The sequence below is a fragment of the Streptomyces sp. NPDC048606 genome (genome assembly GCF_040650855.1).
Classification (GTDB): Bacteria; Actinomycetota; Actinomycetes; order Streptomycetales; family Streptomycetaceae; genus Streptomyces.
The window spans coordinates 145,359-169,389 of sequence record NZ_JBEZIB010000014.1 but is presented as its reverse complement, the minus strand read 5'-3'; the positions used below and the strand labels follow the sequence as shown (position 1 = coordinate 169,389).

The window sequence follows — 24,031 nt, the reverse complement described above, 5'->3', positions numbered from 1 at the left end:
GGGACGGGGTCGGGCACAACCGTTTCGCGGCGGGGGCACTCGGCTCGGTACGATTCAGGCGCGCAGTGATCGCTCGCGCACCCCCTGAGTCAGGAGAGACCGGTGTCAGACGTCCGTGTGATCATCCAACGCGATTCCGAGCGGGACGAGCGCGTGGTGGCCACGGGCACTACGGCGGCGGAGCTCTTCGCCGGCGAGCGCACCATCGTCGCCGCGCGCGTCGCCGGCGAGCTCAAGGACCTCGCGTACGAGGTGAAGGACGGCGAGACCGTCGAGCCGGTGGAGATCTCCTCCCCGGACGGGCTCGACATCCTGCGCCACTCGACCGCGCACGTCATGGCGCAGGCCGTGCAGGAGCTGTTCCCCGAGGCCAAGCTGGGCATCGGCCCGCCGGTCCAGAACGGCTTCTACTACGACTTCGACGTCGCGCGGCCCTTCACCCCCGATGACCTCAAGGCCATCGAGAAGAAGATGCAGGAGATCCAGAAGCGGGGCCAGCGCTTCTCCCGCCGCGTGGTCAGCGACGAGGCGGCCCGCGAGGAGCTCGCGGACGAGCCGTACAAGCTGGAGCTCATCGGCATCAAGGGCTCCGCGTCGACCGACGACGGCGCGAACGTCGAGGTGGGCGCCGGCGAGCTGACCATCTACGACAACCTCGACGCGAAGACCGGCGAGCTGTGCTGGAAGGACCTCTGCCGCGGTCCCCACCTGCCCACCACCCGCAACATCCCGGCGTTCAAGCTGATGCGCAACGCGGCCGCCTACTGGCGCGGCAGCGAGAAGAACCCGATGCTCCAGCGCATCTACGGCACCGCCTGGCCCTCGAAGGACGAGCTGAAGGCCCACCTCGACTTCCTCGCCGAGGCCGAGAAGCGCGACCACCGCAAGCTCGGCAACGAGCTCGACCTCTTCTCCATCCCGGACGAGATCGGCTCCGGCCTCGCCGTCTTCCACCCGCGCGGCGGCATCATCCGCCGGGTCATGGAGGACTACTCGCGCCGCCGGCACGAGGAGGAGGGCTACGAGTTCGTCTACTCCCCGCACGCCACCAAGGGCGCCCTCTTCGAGAAGAGCGGCCACCTGGACTGGTACGCGGAGGGCATGTACCCCCCCATGCAGCTCGACGGTGGTACCGACTACTACCTCAAGCCCATGAACTGCCCGATGCACAACCTGATCTTCGACGCGCGCGGGCGCTCCTACCGTGAGCTGCCGCTGCGCCTGTTCGAGTTCGGCACCGTGTACCGCTACGAGAAGTCCGGCGTGGTCCACGGCCTGACCCGGGCCCGCGGCTTCACCCAGGACGACGCGCACATCTACTGCACCCGCGAGCAGATGGCCGAGGAACTCGACCGCACGCTCACCTTCGTGCTGAACCTGCTGCGCGACTACGGTCTGACCGACTTCTACCTGGAGCTGTCCACCAAGGACCCGGAGAAGTTCGTCGGCTCGGACGAGGTCTGGGAGGAGGCCACCGCGGTCCTCCAGCAGGTGGCCGAGAAGCAGGGCCTCCCGCTGACCCCCGACCCGGGCGGCGCGGCCTTCTACGGCCCGAAGATCTCCGTGCAGGCGCGCGACGCCATCGGCCGCACCTGGCAGATGTCGACCGTGCAGCTCGACTTCAACCTGCCGGAGCGCTTCAACCTGGAGTACACCGCCCCCGACGGTTCCCGTCAGCGGCCGGTCATGATCCACCGCGCCCTGTTCGGTTCCATCGAGCGGTTCTTCGCCGTGCTGCTGGAGCACTACGCGGGCGCCATGCCGCCGTGGCTGGCGCCGGTCCAGGCCGTCGGCATCCCGATCGGCGACGGACACGTGGAGTACCTCCAGGAGTTCGCCGCCGAGGCGAAGAAGAAGGGCCTGCGGGTCGAGGTGGACGCCTCCTCCGACCGCATGCAGAAGAAGATCCGCAACCACCAGAAGCTCAAGGTCCCGTTCATGATCATCGTCGGTGACGAGGACATGGCGGCGGGCACCGTCTCCTTCCGCTACCGCGACGGTTCGCAGGAGAACGGCATCCCGCGCGACCAGGCGCTGGCGAAGCTGGCCGACGTCGTGGAGCGTCGCGTCCAGGTCTGAGCGCGGGCCCGATCCGGGCCGCCGCGGACGGTGCGGGCCCCCGGGAAGTGATCACTTTCCGGGGGCCTTCCTCGTTCGTACGGACGAGGTCATATGCTGCGTCCTATGACGATTGAGCCGGAGCGGCAGAACGGTGTGGGCACGCACGACGGGTTCCAGCGGCTGTGGACCCCTCATCGGATGGCCTACATCCAGGGCGAGAACAAGCCGACCGGCCCGGAGGCCGGGGACGGCTGTCCCTTCTGCGGGATTCCGGAGATGTCCGACCAGGACGGGCTGGTCGTGGCGCGGGGCAAGCACGTGTTCGCCGTGCTGAACCTCTACCCCTACAACGGCGGCCACACCATGATCGTCCCGTACCGGCACGTCGCCGACTACACGGAGCTCGACGGGCCGGAGACGGCGGAGCTGGCGGACCTGACCAAGCGGGCCATGGTCGCGCTGCGCAAGGCCTCCGGGGCGCACGGCTTCAACATCGGGCTCAACCAGGGCGTGGCGGCCGGCGCCGGCATCGCCGCGCACCTGCACCAGCACATCGTGCCCCGCTGGGGCGGGGACACGAACTTCATGCCGGTCGTCGGGCACACCAAGGTGCTGCCGCAACTGCTCGCGGACACCCGCCAGATGCTCGCCGACGCCTGGCCGAACGACTGATCAGGCCGTCCGCTCCGGCCGGCCCGCCCGCCACTGCTCCAGCACGGCCTCGACGTCGAACTCGGTGAGGTTCAGCGGCGGGCCCGGCGGCGGCATGCGCAGGGCCGCCGCGATCTTCTCGTTGACCTCCGTGAGGATCTCCCGCACCTGACGTTCGTTCCGGGCGGCCAGGGCGGCCTCGTGCGCGTCCTCGGCGGCCTTGCGCAGCGCCAGGGCCGGGGGCAGGGAGGAGAAGCCCTCGCGGTGCATCTTCCCCTTGATCCACCACATCTCGTCGTACGGCGCGTCCAGGGAGGCCAGCGGCTTGCCGAAGCCCGGCAGCCGCGCGAAGTCACCGCGCTCGCCCGCCTCCTTGATCTGGCGGTCCACGAAGGACTCGAAGCTGACGCCCGGCGGTTTGCGCTCGGTCACGGTCGGTGCCTCCTCGGTTCGTTCCCCACCCGTACGGCGACGCCCGACGTCCGCGCGCCGTACGCTCCGGCCCTTCCAGCCTACCGAGGCGGCCGGCTCAGGCGTCGTACATGTCGGCCTTGCGCGGGGAAGGCTCCTGGATCATGCCGCTCATGATCGACGAGCGGTTGGTGAAGGCGGCGGTGTCCACGCCGTTCTCGTCCAGCACCCTGAAGGCCGCGGTGTGCACCGCGCGCAGGACCGGGGCCACCGTGCGCAGGGCGTCGTCCGCCATGAAGCGGTGGCGCCACATCGAGCCGGCCCACACGTGGCGCAGACCGAACGGCTCGGGCAGGACCAGCTTGCCGCCGAAGTACTCCAGCAGCGGCGGGTACCAGGTCAGGGGGGCGCGCACGGCGAGCCGCACCACCTCCTGCGCGTCCACCAGGGGGAGCGGGCGTTCGACGGTCTCCCAGAAGCGGATCGACTTGGGGACCTCGATCACGGGCGCCTTGGACTTCGTGGTGAAGAGGCCGGCCACCGGACCGAGGGCGTGGGCGGTGACGTCCACGCGCAGCGTCTTGTAGAGCACGGTGACGGTCACCAGCATGGTGATGACCAGCTGGCCGTCCCACAGCGGGTACTGGATGCCCAGGTAGTGCCGGTTGCCCGCGCTGAACTGCTGCTCGTTGCAGATCCGGGTGATCTCGTGCGGCTTGATGACGAAGGTGTCCACGTCCTCGCCGGTGGGGCGGGCCACCTCGCCCGCGCCCTCGCCGACCGGGGTGACGATCCAGTGCTGGATCGAGGCCGCCGGGAAGCCCCCGGTGTGCAGGGGGCCGCGCTCCAGCTTGCGCAGCTGGGTGTCGATCGCGCGTATGACGTCCCAGCTGCGGAACGGGTGGATCTCGGCGCCCTCGTTCTTGGGCGTGAGCTCCTCCGCGAGCTGCCAGCTGCCCCAGCGGGTGCCCATGCCGAGGATGCCCTTGGGGCCGGCGTAGAACACGGAGTTGCTGCGGTCCTCGGCCGTCAGCTTCGCCAGCTGGTGGCGCAGGTCCTCGCGGGCCTTCTCGTCCGGGTTGCCGGGGACCGCCTCGGGGATCTTCGCGGTCACCGCGCCGCCTCCGCCGAGCAGGCCGTCCCAGCGGGAGCGCATGTCGGCGGCGGTCCGCTCGCAGATGCGCCGGGCCAGGTACCACCCGAGGACGGGGGCGATGATCGAGCCGAGCAGGTAGAGCTCCAGGACCCCGCTGCCGGGCTCCCGGTGGAGCACCCGGTAGAGCAGCACGGCCGTGATGCCCGCGACGCCGACCAGCAGGGCGGTGCCGATCCAGGAGTTCTTCTTCGACTCGCCGCCGGACAGGGTCCTGCGGAGCTGGAAGAGGCCGAGCCACAGCAGCAGGCCGGGCAGGAACAGCACGCCGCAGACCAGGGTGATCAGGCGCAGCCTGCGGTCGCGTTCCTTGCGGATGCGCGAGGCCGCCAGGCAGTGCTCCACGACCGTCTGGGGGTCGGCGCCGAAGGACTGGATGAGCGGCTTGCGGCCGGCGCCCAGGGTGCGGGCCTCGACGGCGCGGCAGAAGGCCTCGCCGAGGCTGGGCTCGAAGAGGGAGATCCTCGGCTCCTTGACGGAGGCCGGGTGGTTGTCGGTGTTGGCCGTGAGTATGGAGGAGAGTTTGGTGTCCTTGCCGCCGTCGCGGTAGGCGGCGGACGCGAGCGCGTTGGTCGCCGCGGTCTGGCCGCCACCCCCCTGGAGTGGAATCTGCGCGCCGGGCCTGAAGTCGAAGCCGTCGTCCGCCACCGCTGCCCCCATCGCCGTGCCCCTGTGCTTTTGCCGTGCCGTGCCGTCTCGCGCCGTGCCGTGCCGCCCGGCGCGTCGCCGTGCCGTGCGTGCCGTGCGTGCCGTGCCGCCCTGCTCCGTCGCGCCGAAAAGCCTATCCGCGCAGCCTGCCCCATGGTCATGGGACAGGGAAATACCGCCCACCGCAAGCGGGTTGAGTGGGCGGCTCGCCGTGGCGCTATGTCAACTTGCTGCCCTTCTCGGCCTGTTCGCGCATCTTGTCCGCCAGGTGCGGGGGCATCGGCTCGTGGCGGGCGTAGGCCCGGCCGAAGCGGCCGGTGCCGTGGGACACCGAGCGCAGGTCCACGGCGTAGCGGCCGATCTCGATCTCCGGGACCTCGGCGCGCACCCGGGTGCGGCCCGCGCCCGCCTGTTCGGTGCCGACGACGCGGCCCCGGCGGCCCGCGAGGTCGCTCATGACCGCCCCGACGTACTCGTCGGGGACCAGGACGTCGAGTTCGGCGACGGGTTCCAGCAGGTGGATGGGGGTCCCGGCGGCCGCCTCGCGCAGGGCGAGGGCGCCCGCGGTCTGGAAGGCGGCGTCGGAGGAGTCCACCGAGTGCGCCTTGCCGTCGCGCAGGGTGATCCGTACGTCGACCAGCGGATGGCCGGCCGCGATGCCGCGGGCGGCCTGCGCCCGTACGCCCTTCTCCACGGACGGGATGAACTGGCGGGGCACCGCGCCGCCGACCACCTTGTCGACGAACTCGATGCCGCTGCCGGGCGGCAGGGGTTCGACCTCGATCTCGCAGATGGCGTACTGGCCGTGGCCGCCGGACTGCTTGACGTGCCGGCCGCGGCCCTCGGCGGCCGCCCCGAAGGTCTCGCGGAGGCTGACCTTGTGGGGGACCGGGTCGACCTGGACTCCGTAGCGGGTCCGCAGGCGCTCCAGCGCGAGGTCCTGGTGGGCCTCGCCCAGACACCACAGCACCAGTTGGTGGGTGTGGGGGTTCTGCTCCAGGCGCATGGTCGGGTCCTCGGCGACGAGGCGGGCCAGGCCCTGCGAGAGCTTGTCCTCGTCGGCCTTGCTGTGGGCCTCGATGGCCAGCGGCAGCAGCGGCTCGGGCATGGCCCACGGCTCCATCAGGAGCGGGGCGTCCTTGTCGGAGAGGGTGTCGCCGGTCTCCGCGCGGGTGAGTTTCGCCACGCAGGCCAGGTCGCCGGCGACGCACTGGCCGAGCGGGTGCTGCTGTTTGCCGAAGGGGCCGGTCAGGGCGCCGACGCGCTCGTCCACGTCGTGGTCCTCGTGACCGCGGTCCGCCAGGCCGTGCCCGCTGACGTGGACGGTGGCCTCGGGGCGCAGGGTGCCGGAGAAGACGCGGACGAGGGAGACGCGGCCGACGTAGGGGTCGGAGGAGGTCTTGACCACCTCGGCGAGGAGCGGTCCGGCGGGGTCGCAGCCCAGGGCGGGTCGGGCGGCACCGTCGGGGGAGGTGACGGCGACGGGGGCGCGCTCCAGGGGGGTGGGGAAGCCGCCGGTGACGAGTTCGAGGAGCTCGACGGTGCCCAGGCCCTGGCGGGCGCCGTCCGCGGCGGGGGAGGCCATCAGGACGGGGTGGAAGGTGCCGCGCGCGACGGCCCGCTCCAGGTCGTCGACGAGGGTCTGGAGGTCGATGTCCTCGCCGCCGAGGTAGCGGTCCATGAGGCTCTCGTCCTCGCTCTCGGCGATGATCCCCTCGATCAGCCGGGAGCGGGCGCCGTCGATGAGGGCCAGCTCGGCGGGGTCGGGGTCACGTTCGACGCGCTCGCCGGTGGAGTAGTCGTGGACGCGGCGGGAGAGCAGGGCCAGCAGGCCGACGACGGGGGCGTGGCCGTCGGGTCCGGCGGGGCCGTGGAGGGGCAGGTGGAGCGGGACGACGGCGTCGGGGTCGTCGGAGCCGAAGGCCTGTCCGCAGATGTTCGTCATCTGCGCGTAGTCGGCGCGGGCCGCCTCCACGTGGGTGACGACGATGGCCCGGGGCATGCCGACGGCCTCGCACTCGTCCCAGACCATCCGGGTGGACCCGTCGATCCCGTCGGCGGCCGAGACGACGAAGAGGGCCGCGTCCGCGGCGCGCAGACCGGCCCTGAGCTCCCCGACGAAGTCGGCGTATCCGGGGGTGTCCAAGATGTTGATCTTGATGCCGTCCCATTCGACGGGGACCAGCGAGAGCTGGACCGAGCGCCGGCGGCGGTGCTCGATGTCGTCGTAGTCGGAGACGGAGGTGCCGTCCTCGACCCGGCCGGCCCGCTTCACCGCCCCCGCGGTGAGGGCCAGGGCCTCGACGAGCGTGGTCTTGCCGGCGCCGCTGTGGCCGACCAGCACGACGTTCCGTACGGAAGCGGGGCGGTCGGCCGTCAGTGCCCTGCCGGCGGCCCCGGCTTGGTGTGATGTGGCTCCCATGGTGCTCGTGCCTCCCGGTGTCGCGGTGAGGAGGGTGATTCGGGGTCCTTCGAGCTTTGCACCGGCGTCACAGCGCGTCCATACGGCGTACCGGCCACCGGCCGGCGCGTGCCGCGGGGGCGACGTAGGCCTTACGTCGCCCTTACATGTGGGGCGTGCGGGGGTTGCCGGGGGCGAACCGGTGGGTGTGCGGCGCCCGGGGCCGGGGCTGCCGGCTACGATGGGCCAGCCGGTGGCCGTGGTGGCCGTACGGCCCAGCGACCCTCCGGGAAGGCCATGCTGAACAAGTACGCGCGTGCGTTCTTCACGCGTGTTCTCACGCCGTTCGCCGCATTTCTGCTCCGTCGGGGGGTGAGCCCGGACGCGGTCACCCTCATCGGCACCGCCGGAGTGGTGGCGGGAGCGCTGGTCTTCTTCCCCCGGGGCGAGTTCTTCTGGGGCACGATCACCATCACCCTCTTCGTCTTCTCCGACCTGGTGGACGGCAACATGGCCCGCCAGGCCGGAACCTCCAGCCGGTGGGGTGCCTTCCTCGACTCCACGCTCGACCGGGTCGCCGACGCCGCCATCTTCGGCGGCCTCGCGCTCTGGTACGCGGGCTCCGGCAACGACAACGCCCTGTGCGCCGTCGCCATCTTCTGCCTGGCCAGCGGCCAGGTCGTCTCCTACACCAAGGCCCGCGGCGAGTCGATCGGACTGCCGGTCGCCGTCAACGGGCTCATCGAACGCGCCGAACGCCTGGTGATCTCGCTCGTCGCCGCCGGCCTCTCCGGCCTCCAGACCTTCGGCGTCCCCTCGTGGATCGGGGTGCTGCTCCCCGCCGCCCTGTGGATCGTCGCGGTGGGCTCGCTCGTCACGCTGATCCAGCGCGTGGTCACCGTACGCCGCGAGGCCGCCGAGGCCGACGCCGCCGGGACCGGCACCGAAGGGGGTTCCCGCTGATGGGGACGGCACGCGACAAACTGATCGACGGGGTCTACGGGCTCGGCTGGGCCGGGGTGAAGAAGCTCCCCGAGCCCGCCGCCGTGGCCCTCGGCCGCAAGATCGCGGACGTGGCCTGGAAACGGCGCGGCAAGAGCGTGCTGCGCCTGGAGTCGAACCTGGCGCGGGTCGTGCCGGACGCCTCGCCCGAACGGCTGCGCGAGCTGTCGCACGCGGGCATGCGCTCGTACATGCGCTACTGGATGGAGTCCTTCCGCCTGCCGGCGATGGACCCCGCCCGCTTCGCCCGCGAGGTCCGCCTCCAGGACGACCACATCCTGCGCGAGGCCATAGCCTCGGGCAGGGGGGTCGTCGCGGCCCTGCCGCACCTGGCGAACTGGGACCTGGCCGGCGCCTGGGTCACGAGCCACCTCGGCGTCCCCTTCACCACGGTCGCCGAGCGCCTCAAGCCCGAATCCCTCTACGACCGCTTCGTGGCCTACCGCGAGAGCCTGGGCATGGAGGTCCTGCCGCACAACGGCGGCGCCGCCTTCGGCACCCTCGCGCGCCGGCTGCGCTCCGGCGGCCTGGTCTGCCTGGTCGCCGACCGGGACCTGTCGGCCTCCGGCGTCGAGGTGGACTTCTTCGGCGCCGCGGCGCGGATGCCGGCCGGGCCCGCGCTCCTCGCCCAGCAGACCGGGGCGATCCTGCTCCCGGTCACCCTGTACTACGGCGACACGCCGCACATGTACGGCCGCGTCCACCCCGAGGTGGAGGTGCCGAAGACGGGCACGCGCGCGGAGAAGACCGCCGCCATGACCCAGACGGTGGCCGACGCCTTCGCCCTGGGGATCGCGGAGCACCCCCAGGACTGGCACATGTTGCAGCGCCTGTGGCTCGACGACCTGGAGGAACGCCCGTAGTGAAGATCGGCATCGTGTGCCCCTACTCGTGGGACGTCCCGGGCGGCGTCCAGTTCCACATCCGTGACCTGGCGGAACACCTGATCCGCCTGGGCCACGAGGTGTCGGTGCTGGCCCCGGCCGACGACGAGACCCCGCTGCCGCCCTACGTGGTCTCGGCGGGACGGGCGGTGCCGGTGCCGTACAACGGGTCCGTCGCCCGCCTGAACTTCGGCTTCCTCTCCGCCGCCCGGGTGCGCCGCTGGCTGCACGACGGGGTCTTCGACGTGATCCACATCCACGAACCCGCCTCGCCCTCGCTCGGGCTGCTGTCCTGCTGGGCGGCGCAGGGGCCGATCGTGGCGACGTTCCACACCTCGAACCCCCGCTCCCGGGCCATGATCGCCGCGTACCCGATCCTCCAGCCCGCGCTGGAGAAGATCAGCGCGCGGATCGCGGTCAGCGAGTACGCGCGCCGCACGCTCGTCGAGCACCTCGGCGGCGACGCCGTGGTCATCCCCAACGGCGTGGACGTGGACTTCTTCGCCAAGGCCGACCCGAAGCCCGAATGGGGCGGGCAGACCCTCGGTTTCATCGGCCGCATCGACGAACCCCGCAAGGGCCTGCCGGTGCTCATGGCCGCCTTCCCCGCCATCGTCGAGGCCTGCCCCGACGTACGCCTGCTCGTCGCCGGCCGGGGCGACGAGGAGGAGGCGGTGGCCTCCCTGCCCGAAGACCTGCGCTCCCGCGTCGAGTTCCTCGGCATGGTCTCGGACGAGGACAAGGCGCGGCTGCTGCGCAGCGTCGACGTCTACGTCGCCCCCAACACCGGCGGCGAGAGCTTCGGCATCATCCTGGTGGAGGCGCTCTCGGCGGGCGCCGCCGTCCTGGCCTCCGACCTCGACGCCTTCGCGCAGGTCCTCGACCAGGGCGCGGCGGGCGACCTGTTCGCGAACGAGGACCCCGTCTCGCTCGCGGCGGCGGCCGTGGCCCTGCTGCGCGACCCGGACCGGCGCGCGGAGCTGGGCGAGCGAGGCTCCGCGCACGTACGCCGCTTCGACTGGTCGACGGTCGGCGCGGACATCCTCGCGGTGTACGAGACGGTCACGGACGGCGCGGCCGCCGTCGCCACCGACGAACGCGTCCCGCTCCGCACCCGCCTGGGCTTCTCCCGGGACTGACGACCCGCCGGCCCGCCCGCCGGCCCGTCCGCCCGCGGGGTCGCGCGGGCGGGCGGGGTGAGCGGGGCGCGGGGCCGGCCGGGTAGTGTCGCCGCCCGTGATCGAAAACCTTGTCTGGATCGCGGTGGCGCTGGGCGTCGTCGGGGTCTATCTGAGTTGGACCGCCGGGCGCCTCGACCGGCTGCACACGCGGATGGACGCCGCGCGGGCGGCGCTGGACGCGCAGCTCGTGCGGCGGGCGTCGGTGGTGCTGGAGGTGGCGACCTCCGGGGCGCTCGACCCCGCCTCCTCGCTGGTGCTGTACGAGGCCGCGCACGCGGCCCGGCAGGCCGAGGAGGAACACCGCGAGGTCGCCGAGAGCGAGCTGAGCCAGGCCCTGCGCGCGGTGTTCGCCGACGCCGACCAGGTCGAGGTGCTCAAGGCGGCGCCCGGGGGAGAGGCCGCCGCCGAGGAACTGGCGGCCGCCGTGCGCCGGGTCCCGATGGCGCGCCGGTTCCTGAACGACGCCGTCCGGGCCGCCCGCGCGCTCCGCCGGCACCGCAAGGTCCGATGGTTCAGGCTGGCGGGACACGCCCCGTTCCCGCTCGCCTTCGAAATGGACGACGAGCCTCCGGTAGACCTGGCGGACCGGCCCGCCTGAGGATCGGGAGCGGGGTCCAGGGCCGCGGGGGACAAGTCGAAGAGCCACCGGCTCCACATTGGCCCTTGCAGTGGACTGGTCGGTGAGGTTTTCTCGGCCAGGTAGAACCCGTGCCACCCGTCAGACCGGTGGTACCGCCGTCTTCCTTTCGAGTGAGGTCAACCCGTGAGCACGCTTCCCACCTCTTCCCCGTCCGCTGAGTCGGCCATCGGCACCTCCCGCGTCAAGCGCGGCATGGCCGAGCAGCTCAAGGGCGGCGTGATCATGGACGTGGTCAACGCCGAGCAGGCGAAGATCGCCGAGGACGCCGGTGCCGTGGCCGTCATGGCCCTGGAGCGGGTTCCGGCCGACATCCGCAAGGACGGCGGCGTGGCCCGCATGTCCGACCCGAACATGATCGAAGAGATCATCGGCGCCGTCTCCATCCCGGTCATGGCCAAGTCCCGCATCGGCCACTTCGTCGAGGCCCAGGTCCTCCAGTCCCTCGGCGTCGACTACATCGACGAGTCCGAGGTCCTGACCCCGGCCGACGAGGTCAACCACTCCGACAAGTGGGCCTTCACCACCCCCTTCGTCTGTGGCGCCACCAACCTGGGCGAGGCCCTGCGCCGCATCGCCGAGGGCGCGGCCATGATCCGTTCGAAGGGCGAGGCCGGCACCGGCAACGTCGTCGAGGCCGTCCGTCACCTGCGCCAGATCAAGAACGAGATCGCCCGCCTGCGCGGCTACGACAACAACGAGCTGTTCGCCGCCGCCAAGGAGCTGCGCGCCCCGTACGAGCTGGTCAAGGAGGTCGCCGAGCTCGGCAAGCTCCCGGTCGTGCTGTTCTCCGCCGGTGGCGTCGCCACCCCGGCCGACGCCGCGCTCATGCGCCAGCTCGGCGCCGAGGGCGTCTTCGTCGGCTCCGGCATCTTCAAGTCGGGCGACCCGGCCAAGCGCGCCGCCGCCATCGTGAAGGCCACCACCTTCTACGACGACCCGAAGGTCATCGCGGACGCCTCCCGCAACCTGGGCGAGGCCATGGTCGGCATCAACTGCGACACCCTCCCCGAGTCCGAGCGCTACGCCAACCGCGGCTGGTAGTACGGACATGACGAACACCCCCGTGATCGGTGTCCTGGCCCTCCAGGGCGACGTCCGGGAGCACCTGATCGCCCTGGCCGCGGCGGACGCCGTGGCCAGGCCGGTCCGGCGCCCCGAGGAACTCGCCGAGGTCGACGCCCTGGTGATCCCCGGTGGCGAGTCCACGACGATGTCGAAGCTCGCCGTGCTCTTCGGCATGCTGGAGCCCCTGCGCGAGCGCGTGAAGGCCGGCATGCCGGTCTACGGCACCTGCGCCGGCATGATCATGCTCGCCGACAAGCTGCTCGACGGCCGTGAGGACCAGGAGACGCTCGGCGGCATCGACATGATCGTGCGCCGCAACGCCTTCGGTCGGCAGAACGAGTCCTTCGAGGCGAAGATCGACTTCGCCGGCATAGAGGGCGGACCCGTCGAGGGCGTCTTCATCCGCGCCCCCTGGGTCGAGTCGGTCGGCGCCGCCGCCGAGGTGCTCGCGACGTACGACGGCCACACCGTCGCCGTACGCCAGGGCAACGTGCTGGCGACGTCCTTCCACCCCGAGCTGACCGGCGACGACCGCGTCCACGCGTACTTCGTCGACATGGTGCGCGCGGGGCTCTGACGAGCTCCCGGTAGGATCGGAGACGAACACTGTTGGTTACGCGAAGGAGACAGGCGGATGTCCGGCCACTCTAAATGGGCTACGACGAAGCACAAGAAGGCCGTGATCGATGCCAAGCGCGGCAAGCTCTTCGCGAAGCTGATCAAGAACATCGAGGTCGCGGCCCGCATGGGCGGCGCCGACATCGACGGCAACCCGACGCTCTTCGACGCCATTCAGAAGGCCAAGAAGAGCTCGGTCCCGAACAAGAACATCGACTCCGCGGTCAAGCGCGGCGGCGGTCTCGAAGCCGGCGGCGCCGACTACGAGACGATCATGTACGAGGGCTACGGTCCGAACGGCGTCGCGGTGCTCATCGAGTGCCTCACCGACAACCGCAACCGCGCCGCCTCCGACGTCCGCGTCGCCATGACCCGCAACGGCGGCTCCATGGCAGACCCGGGCTCGGTCTCGTACCTGTTCAACCGCAAGGGCGTCGTCCTGCTGCCCAAGGGCGAGCTCTCCGAGGACGACGTCCTGGAGACGGTGCTCGAAGCCGGTGCCGAAGAGGTCAACGACCTCGGTGACAGCTTCGAGATCATCAGCGAGGCCACCGACATGGTCGCGGTCCGCACCGCGCTCCAGCAGGCGGGCATCGACTACGACTCGGCCGACTCCAACTTCCTGCCGACCATGCAGGTCGAGCTCGACGAAGAGGGCGCGCGCAAGATCTTCAAGCTGATCGACGCGCTGGAGGACAGCGACGACGTCCAGAACGTCTTCGCCAACTTCGACGTCTCGGACGAGGTCATGGAGAAGGTCGACGCCTGACCTCCCCGGATCCACACGACGGGCCGACAGGGCACACCCTGTCGGCCCGTCGCTCTGTCGGTGGCGCCCGTTGTCGGTGGCGCCCGATAGCCTGCACGCACACGCACAGGCGATCGACGAAGGGGGTGGGCGGTGCGCGTACTCGGTGTGGACCCGGGACTGACCCGATGCGGTGTCGGGGTCGTCGAGGGAGTCGCCGGCCGACCCCTGACGATGATCGGCGTCGGCGTGGTGCGCACGCCCGTGGAGGCCGAGCTCGGCGACCGGCTCGTCGCCATCGAACGCGGCATCGAGGAGTGGATCGAGACCCACCGCCCCGAGGTGGTCGCCGTCGAACGGGTCTTCAGCCAGCACAACGTCAGCACCGTCATGGGCACCGCCCAGGCCAGCGCCGTCGCCATGCTGTGCGCCGCCCGCCGCGGCATACCGGTCGCCCTGCACACCCCCAGCGAGGTCAAGGCCGCCGTGACCGGCTCCGGCCGCGCGGACAAGGCACAGGTCGGGGCCATGGTCACCCGACTCCTGCGGCTGGCCGCGCCGCCCAAACCGGCCGACGCCGCCGACGCCCTCGCCCTGGCCATCTGCCACATCTGGCGGGCCCCCGCCCAGAGCCGCCTCCAGCAGGCGGTCGCCCAGCACGCCTCGAAAGGCCGTACCCGATGATCGCCTTCGTCAGCGGCCAGGTGGCCGCCCTCGCCCCCACCCAGGCCGTCATCGAGGTCGGCGGCGTGGGCATGGCCGTCCACTGCACCCCGAACACCCTCGCCGGCCTACGCACCGGCGAGCCCGCCCGACTGGCCACCTCCCTGGTCGTCCGGGAGGACTCGCTGACCCTGTACGGCTTCGCCGACGACGACGAACGCCAGGTCTTCGAGCTCCTCCAGACCGCGAGCGGGGTCGGCCCGCGCCTCGCCCAGGCCATGCTCGGCGCCCACAGCCCCGACGCGCTGCGCCTCGCGGTCTCCACGGGCGACGAGAAGGCCCTCATGGCGGTGCCCGGCATCGGCAAGAAGGGCGCCCAGAAGCTGCTCCTGGAACTCAAGGGCAAACTCGGCGCCCCCCAGGGCACGAGCGGCCTCGTGGGCGCCCAGCGGGCCGCCGCCACCGGCCCCGCGCCGTGGACGGAACAGCTCCAGGCCGCGCTGATCGGCCTCGGCTACGCCCCCCGGGACGCGGACGAGGCGGTCGCGGCCGTCGCCCCGCAGGCCGAGGAGGCCATCGCCGCCGGCGGCTCCGCCCCCGTGCCGCAGCTGCTGCGCGCCGCCCTCCAGTCCCTGAACCGGGCCCGCTGAGCGCGCCGCCGCCGCAGGGACCCCCGTACGCACCGAGAAGGCAGACAGACACCGTGAATTGGGATGACGCGAGCGAGGACCGGATCGTGGCGCCCGCCGCGGACGGCGAGGACACCGCCGTCGAGGCGGCGCTGCGTCCGAAGGACCTCGGCGAGTTCGTCGGCCAGGAGAAGGTCCGCCAACAGCTCGACCTCGTCCTCAAGGCGGCGCGTCAACGCGGCGCCACCGCCGACCACGTCCTGCTCTCCGGTGCCCCGGGCCTCGGCAAGACCACCCTCTCCATGATCATCGCGGCGGAGATGGGGGCCCCGATCCGGATCACCTCCGGCCCCGCCATCCAGCACGCCGGCGACCTCGCCGCGATCCTGTCCTCCCTCCAGGAGGGCGAGGTCCTCTTCCTCGACGAGATCCACCGCATGTCGCGGCCCGCCGAGGAGATGCTCTACATGGCCATGGAGGACTTCCGGGTCGACGTCATCGTCGGCAAGGGCCCCGGGGCCACCGCCATCCCCCTGGAGCTGCCGCCCTTCACCCTGGTCGGCGCCACCACCCGGGCCGGCCTGCTGCCCCCGCCCCTGCGCGACCGCTTCGGCTTCACCGGGCACATGGAGTTCTACGCCCCCGAGGAGCTGGAGCGCGTCGTCCACCGCTCCGCCCGCCTCCTCGACGTGGAGATCGACACCGCCGGCGCCGCCGAGATCGCGGGCCGTTCGCGCGGCACCCCCCGCATCGCCAACCGCCTGCTGCGCCGCGTCCGCGACTACGCCCAGGTCAGGGCCGACGGAGTGATCACCCGCGAGGTGGCCGGTACCGCCCTGCAGGTCTACGAGGTCGACGCCCGCGGTCTGGACCGGCTGGACCGCGCCGTGCTGGAGGCCCTGCTGAAGCTGTTCGGCGGCGGTCCCGTCGGCCTGTCGACGCTCGCCGTGGCCGTCGGCGAGGAGCGCGAGACCGTCGAGGAGGTCGCCGAGCCGTTCCTGGTCCGGGAGGGGCTGCTCGCCCGTACCCCCCGAGGTCGGGTCGCGACCCCCGCGGCATGGGCCCACCTGGGGCTCGTCCCGCCCACCGCCCCCGGGAGTGGATCAAGCGGACAACAGGGCTTGTTCGGGGCCTGACGGCGCGGGCGTTTCCCGGGTCAGGAACTGCGGTGACATGCTGGGCGTTGTTCCATCGGTGCGGACTCGCCTAGACTCCGCCGATGCCGACCCTTCGGGTCGGCGTGCCCACCCCCGTAGAAAAAGGCCGTCTCCCGTGCGGTCGTGCGAAGGATCTCCGTCCCGTGAATCTCGTGACACTCCTCCCGTTCATCGTGCTCATCGGGGCGATGTTCCTGATGACCCGATCCGCCAAGAAGAAGCAGCAGGCGGCCGCGCAGATGCGCGACGAAATGACGCCCGGCACCGGTGTCCGCACCATCGGCGGCATGTACGCCACGGTGAAGGAGATCGGTGACGACACCGTCACCCTCGAGGTGGCGCCCGGCGTCCACGCCATCTTCGCGAAGAACGCCATCGGCGCCGTGCTGGAGGACGAGGAGTACAACCGCATCGTCCACGGCACGCCCGACGTCCTGACCGGCGACGCGCCGGTCGTCCCGGACGACGCCTCCTCGCTGACCGAGTCCGAGTCCCCGAAGACGGACCTGTCGAAGGACTCCGGTACGGACGAGACCCCCAAGCTCGACCTGGGCAAGGACGACGAGCCCAAGGACGGCAAGTCCGACGGCGAGACCGGCGCCAAGTAGCGGCCGGTCGGGGACCGCGGCGACGTCCGACCGGCGGCGTCGCGGTACCCGCAGTGAACTTCTGCGGGGGGCAGGGGTCCCCACCACACATTTCGTGGCCGTCCGCGCGCTGACCCGGCGCGGGACGGTTGGACAGGGAGAAACGACAAGGTGGCAGCACCGAAGAAGGGCCGGCGGCCCACGGGGGCTCAGGGGAGGCCGGGGCGTGCCCTGGCCATCATCCTGATCGCGATGGTGGCGCTCACCGCGGGGATGTTCCTCACGAAGCAGACGACCCCGCGTCTGGGGATCGACCTCGCGGGCGGTACGAGCATCACGCTCAAGGCCAAGAGCGAGCCCGGCAAACCGGACGCGATCAACGAGACCAACATGAACACGGCGGTCGGCATCATCGACCGCCGCGTCAACGGTCTCGGCGTCTCGGAGGCCGAGGTCCAGACCCAGGGCCGCGACCACATCATCGTGAACATCCCCAAGGGCGTGAACGAGCAGCAGGCGCGCGAGCAGGTCGGCACCACCGCCCAGCTGTACTTCCGCCCCGTGCTGGCCTTCGCCGACGGCGCCCCCGCGGCGCCCGAGCCGAAGCCGAGCACCTCCGCTTCCCCGACCCCCTCCGCGAGCGGGTCCGGAGCCCCCAAGGCCGAAGGCGGCGCGAAGCCCTCCGGCCAGGCCACCCCGTCGTCCAGCGCCACTTCCCAGGGCCGTGTGCTCAGCGAGGCCCTCAAGGCCCCGAGCACCCCCACTCCCTCGCCCTCGGCGAGCGAGTCGAAGAAGGCAGACGACAACAAGGCGACCCCCTCCGCGTCCGCGCCCGCCCCGAGCGCGCCGCCCGTGGACCCCGCCGTCGCCGACCTCCAGGCCCGCTTCGTCGCCCTGGACTGCACCAAGGAGGACCAGCGCGCCGCCGTGGGCAAGGGCGCCAGGCCCGAGGACCCGGTCCTGGCCTGTGGCCAGCGCGGCGACGTCTGGGGCAAGTGGGTCCTGGGCCCGGCCCAGGTCAACGGCCAGGACGTGAAGGACGCCAAGGGCGTCATCGACCCGCAGCGCGGCATGTGGATCGTCACGATGCAGTTCACCGACAAGGGCGCCGACAAGTTCGCCAAGATCACCGGTGAGCTCGCCACCAAGCAGTCCCCGCAGAACCAGTTCGCGATCGTCCTCGACGGCAAGGTCATCTCCGACCCCTCCGTCAGCCAGGCGCTGACCGGGGGCAACGCCGAGATCTCCGGCGGCTTCACCCAGCAGAGCGCCCAGGACCTGGGCAACATGCTCTCCTACGGCGCCCTGCCGCTCTCCTTCAGCGAGGACAGCGTCACCACCGTCACCGCCGCCCTCGGCGGCGAGCAGCTGAAGGCCGGTCTGATCGCCGGTGCCATCGGCCTGATCCTCGTCGTGATCTACCTGCTGGTCTACTACCGCGGTCTGGCGTTCATCGCGATCGTCAGCCTCATGGTGTCCGCGATCCTCACGTACACGATCATGTCGCTGCTCGGCAAGGGCATCGGCTTCGCCCTGAACCTGCCCGCAGTCTGTGGCGCCATCGTCGCCATCGGCATCACGGCGGACTCGTTCATCGTCTACTTCGAGCGCATCCGCGACGAGATCCGCGAGGGCCGCACCCTGCGTCCGGCCGTCGAGCGCGCCTGGCCGCGCGCCCGCCGCACCATCCTGGTCTCCGACTTCGTGTCCTTCCTCGCCGCCGCGGTGCTCTTCATCGTCACCGTCGGCAAGGTCCAGGGCTTCGCCTTCACGCTGGGTCTGACGACCCTGCTCGACGTGGTCGTGGTGTTCCTGTTCACCAAGCCGATCATGACGCTGCTGGCGCGTACGAAGTTCTTCTCGAGCGGTCACCCGTGGTCCGGGCTGGACCCCGAGCGTCTCGGCGCGAAGCCGCCGCTGCGCCGGTCCCGCCGCACCGGTCCCGTCCCCGCCCCCGTCGACGCAAAGGAGGCGTGAGAGATGTCGAAGCTGGGAGATCTCGGCGCCAAGCTGTACCGAGGTGAGGTCGGGTACGACTTCGTCGGCAAGCGCTTTCTCTGGTACGGCGTTTCCATCCTGATCACCATCACGGCGATCGTGGCCCTGGCCGTCCAGGGTCTCAACATGGGCATCGAGTTCAAGGGCGGTGCCGTCTTCACCACCCCGAAGACGGCCGTCTCGGTGGCGAAGGCCACGGAGACCGCCGAGGAGGTCTCGGGGCACGACGCGATCGTGCAGGAGCTGGGTACCGGCGCCCTGCGCATCCAGATCTCCGGTCTGGACACCTCGGCCGCGGCCGACGTCAAGGCGAAGCTCGCCACCGAGCTCAAGGTCCCCGCGGGCGACATCAACGCCGACCTGGTCGGTCCGAGCTGGGGCGAGCAGATCGCCAACAAGGCGTGGACGGGCCTCGGGATCTTCATGATCCTCGTGGTGATCTACCTGGCCATCGCCTTCGAGTGGCGCATGGCCGTCGCCGCGCTGGTCGCGCTGATCCACGACCTCACGATCACCGTCGGCGTGTACGCGCTGGTGGGCTTCGAGGTCACCCCCGGCACGGTGATCGGTCTGCTCACGATCCTCGGTTACTCCCTCTACGACACCGTCGTCGTCTTCGACGGTCTGAAGGAGGGCTCGAAGGACATCACCAAGCAGACCCGCTTCACGTACAGCGAGATCGCCAACCGCAGCATCAACGGCACGCTGGTCCGCTCGATCAACACCACCGTCGTCGCCCTGCTGCCGGTCGCCGGCCTGCTGTTCATCGGCGGCGGCTTCCTGGGCGCGGGCATGCTGAACGACATCTCGCTGTCGCTGTTCGTCGGCCTCGCGGCCGGTGCGTACTCCTCGATCTTCATCGCGACCCCGCTGGTCGCGGACCTGAAGGAGCGCGAGCCGGCCATGAAGGCGCTGAAGAAGCGCGTCCTCGCCAAGCGCGCGGCCGCCGGTGCCAAGGGCGAGTCCACCGACGAGGTCGACGAGACCGGCGAGGACTCGCCGGAGGTCGTGGGCCAGGGCGGTCAGGGGAGGCGTCGCCGGTGACCACCGCGCCCTGTTCCCCCGAGGTCCGCGAGCTGCTGCTCAGCCGGATCAAGGACGTCCCGGACTACCCGAAGCCGGGGGTGATGTTCAAGGACATCACCCCGCTGCTGGCAGACCCGAAGGCCTTCGCGGCCCTCACGGGGGCGCTGGTGGACCTCGCGGGCCGCTACGGCGCGACGAAGATCGTCGGCCTGGAGGCGCGCGGGTTCATCCTCGCCGCCCCGGTCGCCGTCCAGGCGGGCATCGGCTTCGTTCCGGTCCGCAAGGCCGGCAAGCTCCCGGGAGCCACGCTCTCCCAGGCCTACGAGCTGGAGTACGGCACCGCGGAGATCGAGGTCCACGCGGAGGACCTGTCGGCCGGTGACAAGATCATGGTCATCGACGACGTCCTGGCCACCGGCGGCACCGCCGAGGCCTCGCTGGAGCTGATCCGACGGGCCGGCGCCGAGGTCGCGGGAGTGGCGGTCCTGATGGAGCTGTCCTTCCTCCCCGGCCGCGAGAAGCTCACGGGCGCCCTCGCCGGCGCCCCGCTGGACGCGCTCATCGTGGTCTGACACCGCGCACCGCGAAGCGGCGGGCATCCGGGACTCCCGGGTGCCCGCCGCTTCGTCGTACGGGCCCCGCGCCGAGGGCGCCGTCCCGCGGGGCGGGCACGGGGGAACGGGCCGGCGGAACCCTCGCTACCATGGGTTATCCGGACCTGACCGGGGCCCCGGATCCTCCCCCTGACTCCGTCTGGGGGGACCCCCGTGAGGAGCGCTCTTGCCAGACGAGGTCCAGCCACTCTCCGCCGCGCAGCCCGACCCGCAGGCCGAAGCGGCCGCGGCGGCCGCAGCCACGCCCCCGCCGGCCCCGCCGGTCAAGCCCGCTCCGGCGAAGCCGGCCGGGTCCTCCAACCGGGTGCGCGCCAGGCTGGCACGCCTCGGCGTACAGCGTTCCAACCCGTACAACCCGGTACTGGAACCCCTGCTCCGCATAGTCCGCGGCAACGACCCGAAGATCTCCACGGAGACGCTGCGCCAGATCGAACAGGCGTACCAGGTCGCCGAGCGCTGGCACCGCGGTCAGAAGCGCAAGAGCGGCGACCCGTACATCACCCACCCGCTCGCGGTGACCACCATCCTCGCCGAGCTGGGCATGGACCCCGCCACCCTCATGGCGGGCCTGCTGCACGACACCGTCGAGGACACCGAGTACGGCCTCGAACAGCTGCGCCGCGACTTCGGCGACGCCGTGGCCCTGCTCGTCGACGGCGTCACCAAGCTCGACCGGGTCAAGTTCGGCGAGGCGGCGCAGGCCGAGACCGTCCGCAAGATGGTCGTGGCCATGGCGAAGGACCCCCGGGTCCTCGTCATCAAGCTCGCCGACCGCCTGCACAACATGCGCACCATGCGCTACCTCAAGCGGGAGAAGCAGGAGAAGAAGGCCCGCGAGACCCTGGAGATCTACGCGCCGCTGGCCCACCGCCTCGGCATGAACACCATCAAGTGGGAGCTGGAGGACCTCGCCTTCGCGATCCTCTACCCCAAGATGTACGACGAGATCGTCCGGCTCGTCGCCGAGCGCGCCCCCAAGCGCGACGAGTACCTGGCCGTCGTCACCGACGAGGTGCAGACCGACCTCAGAGCCGCCCGGATCAAGGCCACGGTCACCGGCCGCCCCAAGCACTACTACAGCGTCTACCAGAAGATGATCGTCCGCGGCCGTGACTTCGCGGAGATCTACGACCTGGTGGGCATCCGCGTCCTCGTGGACACCGTCCGGGACTGCTACGCGGCCCTCGGCACGGTGCACGCGCGCTGGAACCCGGTCCCCGGCCGGTTCAAGGACTACATCGCGATGCCCAAGTTCAACATGTACCAGTCGCTCCACACGACGGTCATCGGACCCAGCGGCAAGCCGGTCGAACTCCAGATCCGCACCTTCGACATGCACCGCCGCGCCGAGTACGGCATCGCCGCGCACTGGAAGTACAAGCAGCAGACCGTCGCCGGCACCTCCAAGGTCCGCACGGACGTCCCGCAGGCCGCCAAGGGCAGCGCCGGCCAGGACACCGTCAACGACATGGCCTGGCTGCGGCAGTTGCTCGACTGGCAGAAGGAGACCGAGGACCCGGGCGAGTTCCTGGACTCGCTGCGCTTCGACCTCTCCCGCAACGAGGTCTTCGTCTTCACCCCCAAGGGCGACGTCATCGCGCTGCCCGCCGGGGCGACCTCCGTGGACTTCGCCTACGCCGTCCACACCGAGGTCGGTCACCGCACCATAGGGGCGCGGGTCAACGGGCGCCTCGTACCGCTCGAATCGACCCTCGACAACGGCGACCTCGTCGAGGTCTTCACCTCCAAGGCCGAGGGCGCGGGCCCGTCCCGCGACTGGCTCGGCTTCGTCAAATCGCCCCGGGCCCGCAACAAGATCCGTGCCTGGTTCTCCAAGGAGCGCCGCGACGAGGCCATCGAGCACGGCAAGGACGCCATCGCGCGGGCCATGCGCAAGCAGAACCTGCCGATCCAGCGCATCCTGACCGGCGACTCGCTCGTCACCCTCGCGCACGAGATGCGCTACCCCGACATCTCCTCCCTGTACGCGGCGATCGGCGAGGGCCACGTGGCCGCGCAGGGCGTCGTGCAGAAGCTCGTGCAGGCCCTCGGCGGCGAGGAGGCCGCGAACGAGGACATCGAGGAGAGCATCCCGCCGGCGCGCGGGCGAAGCAAGCGGCGCGGCAGCGCCGACCCCGGCGTGGTGGTCAAGGGCGTCGACGACGTCTGGGTGAAGCTGGCCCGTTGCTGCACCCCGGTGCCGGGCGACCCGATCATCGGGTTCGTCACCCGCGGCAGTGGCGTATCGGTTCACCGCGCCGACTGCGTGAACGTGGACTCCCTCTCGCAGCAGCCCGAGCGGATGCTGGAGGTGGAGTGGGCGCCGACCCAGTCCTCCGTCTTCCTGGTGGCCATCCAGGTCGAGGCGCTGGACCGGTCCCGGCTGCTGTCGGACGTCACCCGGGTCCTGTCGGACCAGCACGTCAACATCCTCTCGGCGGCCGTGCAGACCTCGCGGGACCGGGTCGCCACCTCCCGGTTCACCTTCGAGATGGGCGACCCGAAGCACCTGGGCCACGTCCTGAAGGCCGTCCGGGGCGTCGAGGGCGTCTACGACGTCTACCGCGTCACCTCGGCCCGCAGGCCGTAGGCACCGAGGTACGAGGCCCGAGGCCCTGGGCCGCGGGCCTCGTACCACCGCGGCCCCGGTCCCGGAACGGCGAAGGGCGCCACCCCCGAGGGGGTGGCGCCCTTCGTCACGAGGACAGGTGGCGTCCGGGTCGGATCAGGGACAACCCCACCAGACGAAGTTCAGGTTGCCGCCGAAGAGGGCCGAGACCACCGTCGCGGAGCCGATGATCCACACCACGGTGCTCCGGCGGGCCCGTGCCAGCGCCAGCGCGAACGGGAACAGCAGCGGGAACGCGGGCATGATGAAGCGCATCTTCGAGAAGTAGAAGCCCGCGCCGCCCAGCGCCATCAGCATGATCATCGCGGCGAAGATCCACACGACCATCGGGGGCCGCCGCTTGCGCGTCATCAGGACGAACAGCACCACCGCGGTGACCACCGTGAGCGAGACCACGACGTGGTTGAGGGTGGTGTGCACCTCGGTGAAGGTCTTCTTCAGCTCGATCAGGGTGTCGAAGCCGCCGTCGTAGACCGAACCCCAACGGCGCTGGAGCTCGAAGTACCCGTCCCAGCGCCCGAAGTGCCAGCCGACGTAGCCGACGTAACCGAACCACCCCAGCGGGGCGATCAGCGAGGCCGCCACGATCCGGCCCACCGGCGGCCGCTGCGCACGACGACCGCGCCGCCACTGGACGAACTCCCAGACGCCCGCCAGCACCACGGCCGCGACGATGGCCGAACCCGACGGCCGGGTGGCCCCGGCGAAGAAGGCCAGCACGCCCGCCGTCAACCAGGACTTCGTCATCACCGCGTACATCGCCCACACCGACAGGGCCAGGAACAGCGGCTCGGTGTACGCCATCGACTGGACCAGCGCGGCCGGCACGATCGCGAACAGCGCGCAGGTGAAGAGCGCGACGCGACGACCGTAGATCTTGTCGGTGACCGCGAAGATGCCCCAGGCCGCGACCACCGACGCGAGCAGGGCCAGCCCCATGCCCACCCAGTTCATGGGCAGCCCGGTGGCGTACGAGGTCCAGCGCGTCAGCATCGGATAGACGGGGAAGAACGCCATCTGGCAGCTCGGCCCCGCGAAGGCGCACGGCGACGGGGTCGCCAGCGGGGTGGTCAGACCGTTCTCGGCGATGTGCAGGTAGTAGATCGCGTCCCAGCGACCGCCGAGGATCTCCAGAGGCCGCACGTCCTTGCGCTCGGCCCAGACCGCCATGACCGCCAGTCCGGTGGCGCGCAGCGCGATGTGGATCAGCAGCGCCTTCCGGGCCCGCACCAGGCTGTCGCGTACGCGCCGTCCGACACCTCGGA

General features: G+C 71.2%; 21 protein-coding genes. 17 read left to right on the top strand and 4 right to left on the bottom strand.

Annotated features, from left to right (window positions below):
- Window positions 1-102 precede the first annotated feature (102 nt).
- The gene (thrS, locus tag AB0D01_RS18000; protein WP_363056227.1) at window positions 103-2,079 is read left to right on the top strand and encodes a threonine--tRNA ligase; all 1,977 of its coding nucleotides are present in this window, start codon (window positions 103-105) and stop codon (window positions 2,077-2,079) included.
- Window positions 2,080-2,172: 93 nt separating this feature from the next.
- Window positions 2,173-2,733 (top strand): HIT domain-containing protein, encoded by a 561-nt coding sequence (locus AB0D01_RS17995; RefSeq protein ID WP_363056225.1) that lies wholly within the window; start codon window positions 2,173-2,175, stop codon window positions 2,731-2,733.
- Here AB0D01_RS17995 and AB0D01_RS17990 read toward each other — a convergent pair whose 3' ends face one another.
- The 3 genes from AB0D01_RS17990 to AB0D01_RS17980 form a co-directional block, all read right to left on the bottom strand.
- Complete coding sequence (locus tag AB0D01_RS17990; protein ID WP_363056223.1) at window positions 2,734-3,144, bottom strand: DUF1992 domain-containing protein; 411 nt, start codon at window positions 3,142-3,144, stop codon at window positions 2,734-2,736.
- 97 nt (window positions 3,145-3,241) lie between these two features.
- Window positions 3,242-4,936 carry a hypothetical protein gene (locus AB0D01_RS17985; protein WP_363056221.1) on the bottom strand — a complete coding sequence of 565 codons (1,695 nt, stop codon included), beginning with the start codon at window positions 4,934-4,936 and terminating at the stop codon, window positions 3,242-3,244.
- A gap of 205 nt (window positions 4,937-5,141) precedes the next feature.
- Window positions 5,142-7,346 (bottom strand): elongation factor G-like protein EF-G2, encoded by a 2,205-nt coding sequence (locus tag AB0D01_RS17980; RefSeq protein WP_363056219.1) that lies wholly within the window; start codon window positions 7,344-7,346, stop codon window positions 5,142-5,144.
- 276 nt (window positions 7,347-7,622) lie between these two features.
- On the opposite strand from AB0D01_RS17980, the gene pgsA reads away from it, so the two are divergent.
- The 15 genes from pgsA (at window position 7,623) to AB0D01_RS17905 (ending at window position 22,727) form a co-directional block, all read left to right on the top strand.
- Window positions 7,623-8,288 (top strand): phosphatidylinositol phosphate synthase, encoded by a 666-nt coding sequence (gene pgsA, locus AB0D01_RS17975; RefSeq protein WP_363056217.1) that lies wholly within the window; start codon window positions 7,623-7,625, stop codon window positions 8,286-8,288.
- Complete coding sequence (locus AB0D01_RS17970; protein WP_363056215.1) at window positions 8,288-9,190, top strand: phosphatidylinositol mannoside acyltransferase; 903 nt, start codon at window positions 8,288-8,290, stop codon at window positions 9,188-9,190. The genes pgsA and AB0D01_RS17970 overlap by 1 nt, the downstream gene beginning before the upstream one ends.
- On the top strand, window positions 9,190-10,350 hold the full coding sequence (locus AB0D01_RS17965; RefSeq protein ID WP_363056213.1) for a glycosyltransferase family 4 protein: 1,161 nt from the start codon (window positions 9,190-9,192) through the stop codon (window positions 10,348-10,350). Before AB0D01_RS17970 ends, AB0D01_RS17965 begins: the two co-directional genes overlap by 1 nt.
- 97 nt (window positions 10,351-10,447) lie before the next feature.
- Window positions 10,448-10,990, top strand: a complete 543-nt coding sequence (locus AB0D01_RS17960) for a hypothetical protein (protein WP_363056211.1) — start codon at window positions 10,448-10,450, stop codon at window positions 10,988-10,990.
- A gap of 165 nt (window positions 10,991-11,155) precedes the next feature.
- A complete protein-coding gene (pdxS, locus tag AB0D01_RS17955; RefSeq protein ID WP_363056209.1) occupies window positions 11,156-12,073 on the top strand; it encodes a pyridoxal 5'-phosphate synthase lyase subunit PdxS in 918 nt (305 codons plus the stop codon).
- Window positions 12,074-12,080: 7 nt separating this feature from the next.
- Window positions 12,081-12,674, top strand: coding sequence for a pyridoxal 5'-phosphate synthase glutaminase subunit PdxT (pdxT, locus tag AB0D01_RS17950; RefSeq protein WP_363056207.1), 594 nt, complete (start codon window positions 12,081-12,083; stop codon window positions 12,672-12,674).
- Window positions 12,675-12,731: 57 nt separating this feature from the next.
- A complete protein-coding gene (locus AB0D01_RS17945; protein WP_053786045.1) occupies window positions 12,732-13,484 on the top strand; it encodes a YebC/PmpR family DNA-binding transcriptional regulator in 753 nt (250 codons plus the stop codon).
- Window positions 13,485-13,616: 132 nt separating this feature from the next.
- Window positions 13,617-14,147, top strand: coding sequence for a crossover junction endodeoxyribonuclease RuvC (gene ruvC / locus AB0D01_RS17940; RefSeq protein ID WP_363056205.1), 531 nt, complete (start codon window positions 13,617-13,619; stop codon window positions 14,145-14,147).
- Window positions 14,144-14,776: a Holliday junction branch migration protein RuvA gene (ruvA, locus tag AB0D01_RS17935; protein ID WP_363056203.1), complete on the top strand. Its 633-nt coding sequence runs from the start codon at window positions 14,144-14,146 to the stop codon at window positions 14,774-14,776. Before ruvC ends, ruvA begins: the two co-directional genes overlap by 4 nt.
- A gap of 53 nt (window positions 14,777-14,829) precedes the next feature.
- Window positions 14,830-15,891: a Holliday junction branch migration DNA helicase RuvB gene (gene ruvB / locus AB0D01_RS17930; RefSeq protein ID WP_363056201.1), complete on the top strand. Its 1,062-nt coding sequence runs from the start codon at window positions 14,830-14,832 to the stop codon at window positions 15,889-15,891.
- A 164-nt stretch (window positions 15,892-16,055) separates the two neighbouring features.
- Window positions 16,056-16,520 (top strand): preprotein translocase subunit YajC, encoded by a 465-nt coding sequence (gene yajC / locus AB0D01_RS17925; protein WP_363056199.1) that lies wholly within the window; start codon window positions 16,056-16,058, stop codon window positions 16,518-16,520.
- 150 nt (window positions 16,521-16,670) lie between these two features.
- Window positions 16,671-18,476, top strand: a complete 1,806-nt coding sequence (secD, locus tag AB0D01_RS17920; protein ID WP_363056197.1) for a protein translocase subunit SecD — start codon at window positions 16,671-16,673, stop codon at window positions 18,474-18,476.
- Between the two features lie 3 nt (window positions 18,477-18,479).
- A complete protein-coding gene (secF, locus tag AB0D01_RS17915) occupies window positions 18,480-19,541 on the top strand; it encodes a protein translocase subunit SecF (protein WP_363056195.1) in 1,062 nt (353 codons plus the stop codon).
- The gene (locus AB0D01_RS17910) at window positions 19,538-20,095 is read left to right on the top strand and encodes an adenine phosphoribosyltransferase (protein ID WP_363056193.1); all 558 of its coding nucleotides are present in this window, start codon (window positions 19,538-19,540) and stop codon (window positions 20,093-20,095) included. The genes secF and AB0D01_RS17910 overlap by 4 nt, the downstream gene beginning before the upstream one ends.
- A gap of 208 nt (window positions 20,096-20,303) precedes the next feature.
- Window positions 20,304-22,727 carry a bifunctional (p)ppGpp synthetase/guanosine-3',5'-bis(diphosphate) 3'-pyrophosphohydrolase gene (locus tag AB0D01_RS17905; protein ID WP_363056191.1) on the top strand — a complete coding sequence of 808 codons (2,424 nt, stop codon included), beginning with the start codon at window positions 20,304-20,306 and terminating at the stop codon, window positions 22,725-22,727.
- 135 nt (window positions 22,728-22,862) lie between these two features.
- Here the strand turns inward: AB0D01_RS17905 and AB0D01_RS17900 are convergent, their stop codons facing one another.
- Window positions 22,863-23,996, bottom strand: a complete 1,134-nt coding sequence (locus AB0D01_RS17900) for a hypothetical protein (RefSeq protein WP_363056189.1) — start codon at window positions 23,994-23,996, stop codon at window positions 22,863-22,865.
- Between the last annotated feature and the right edge of the window lie 35 nt (window positions 23,997-24,031).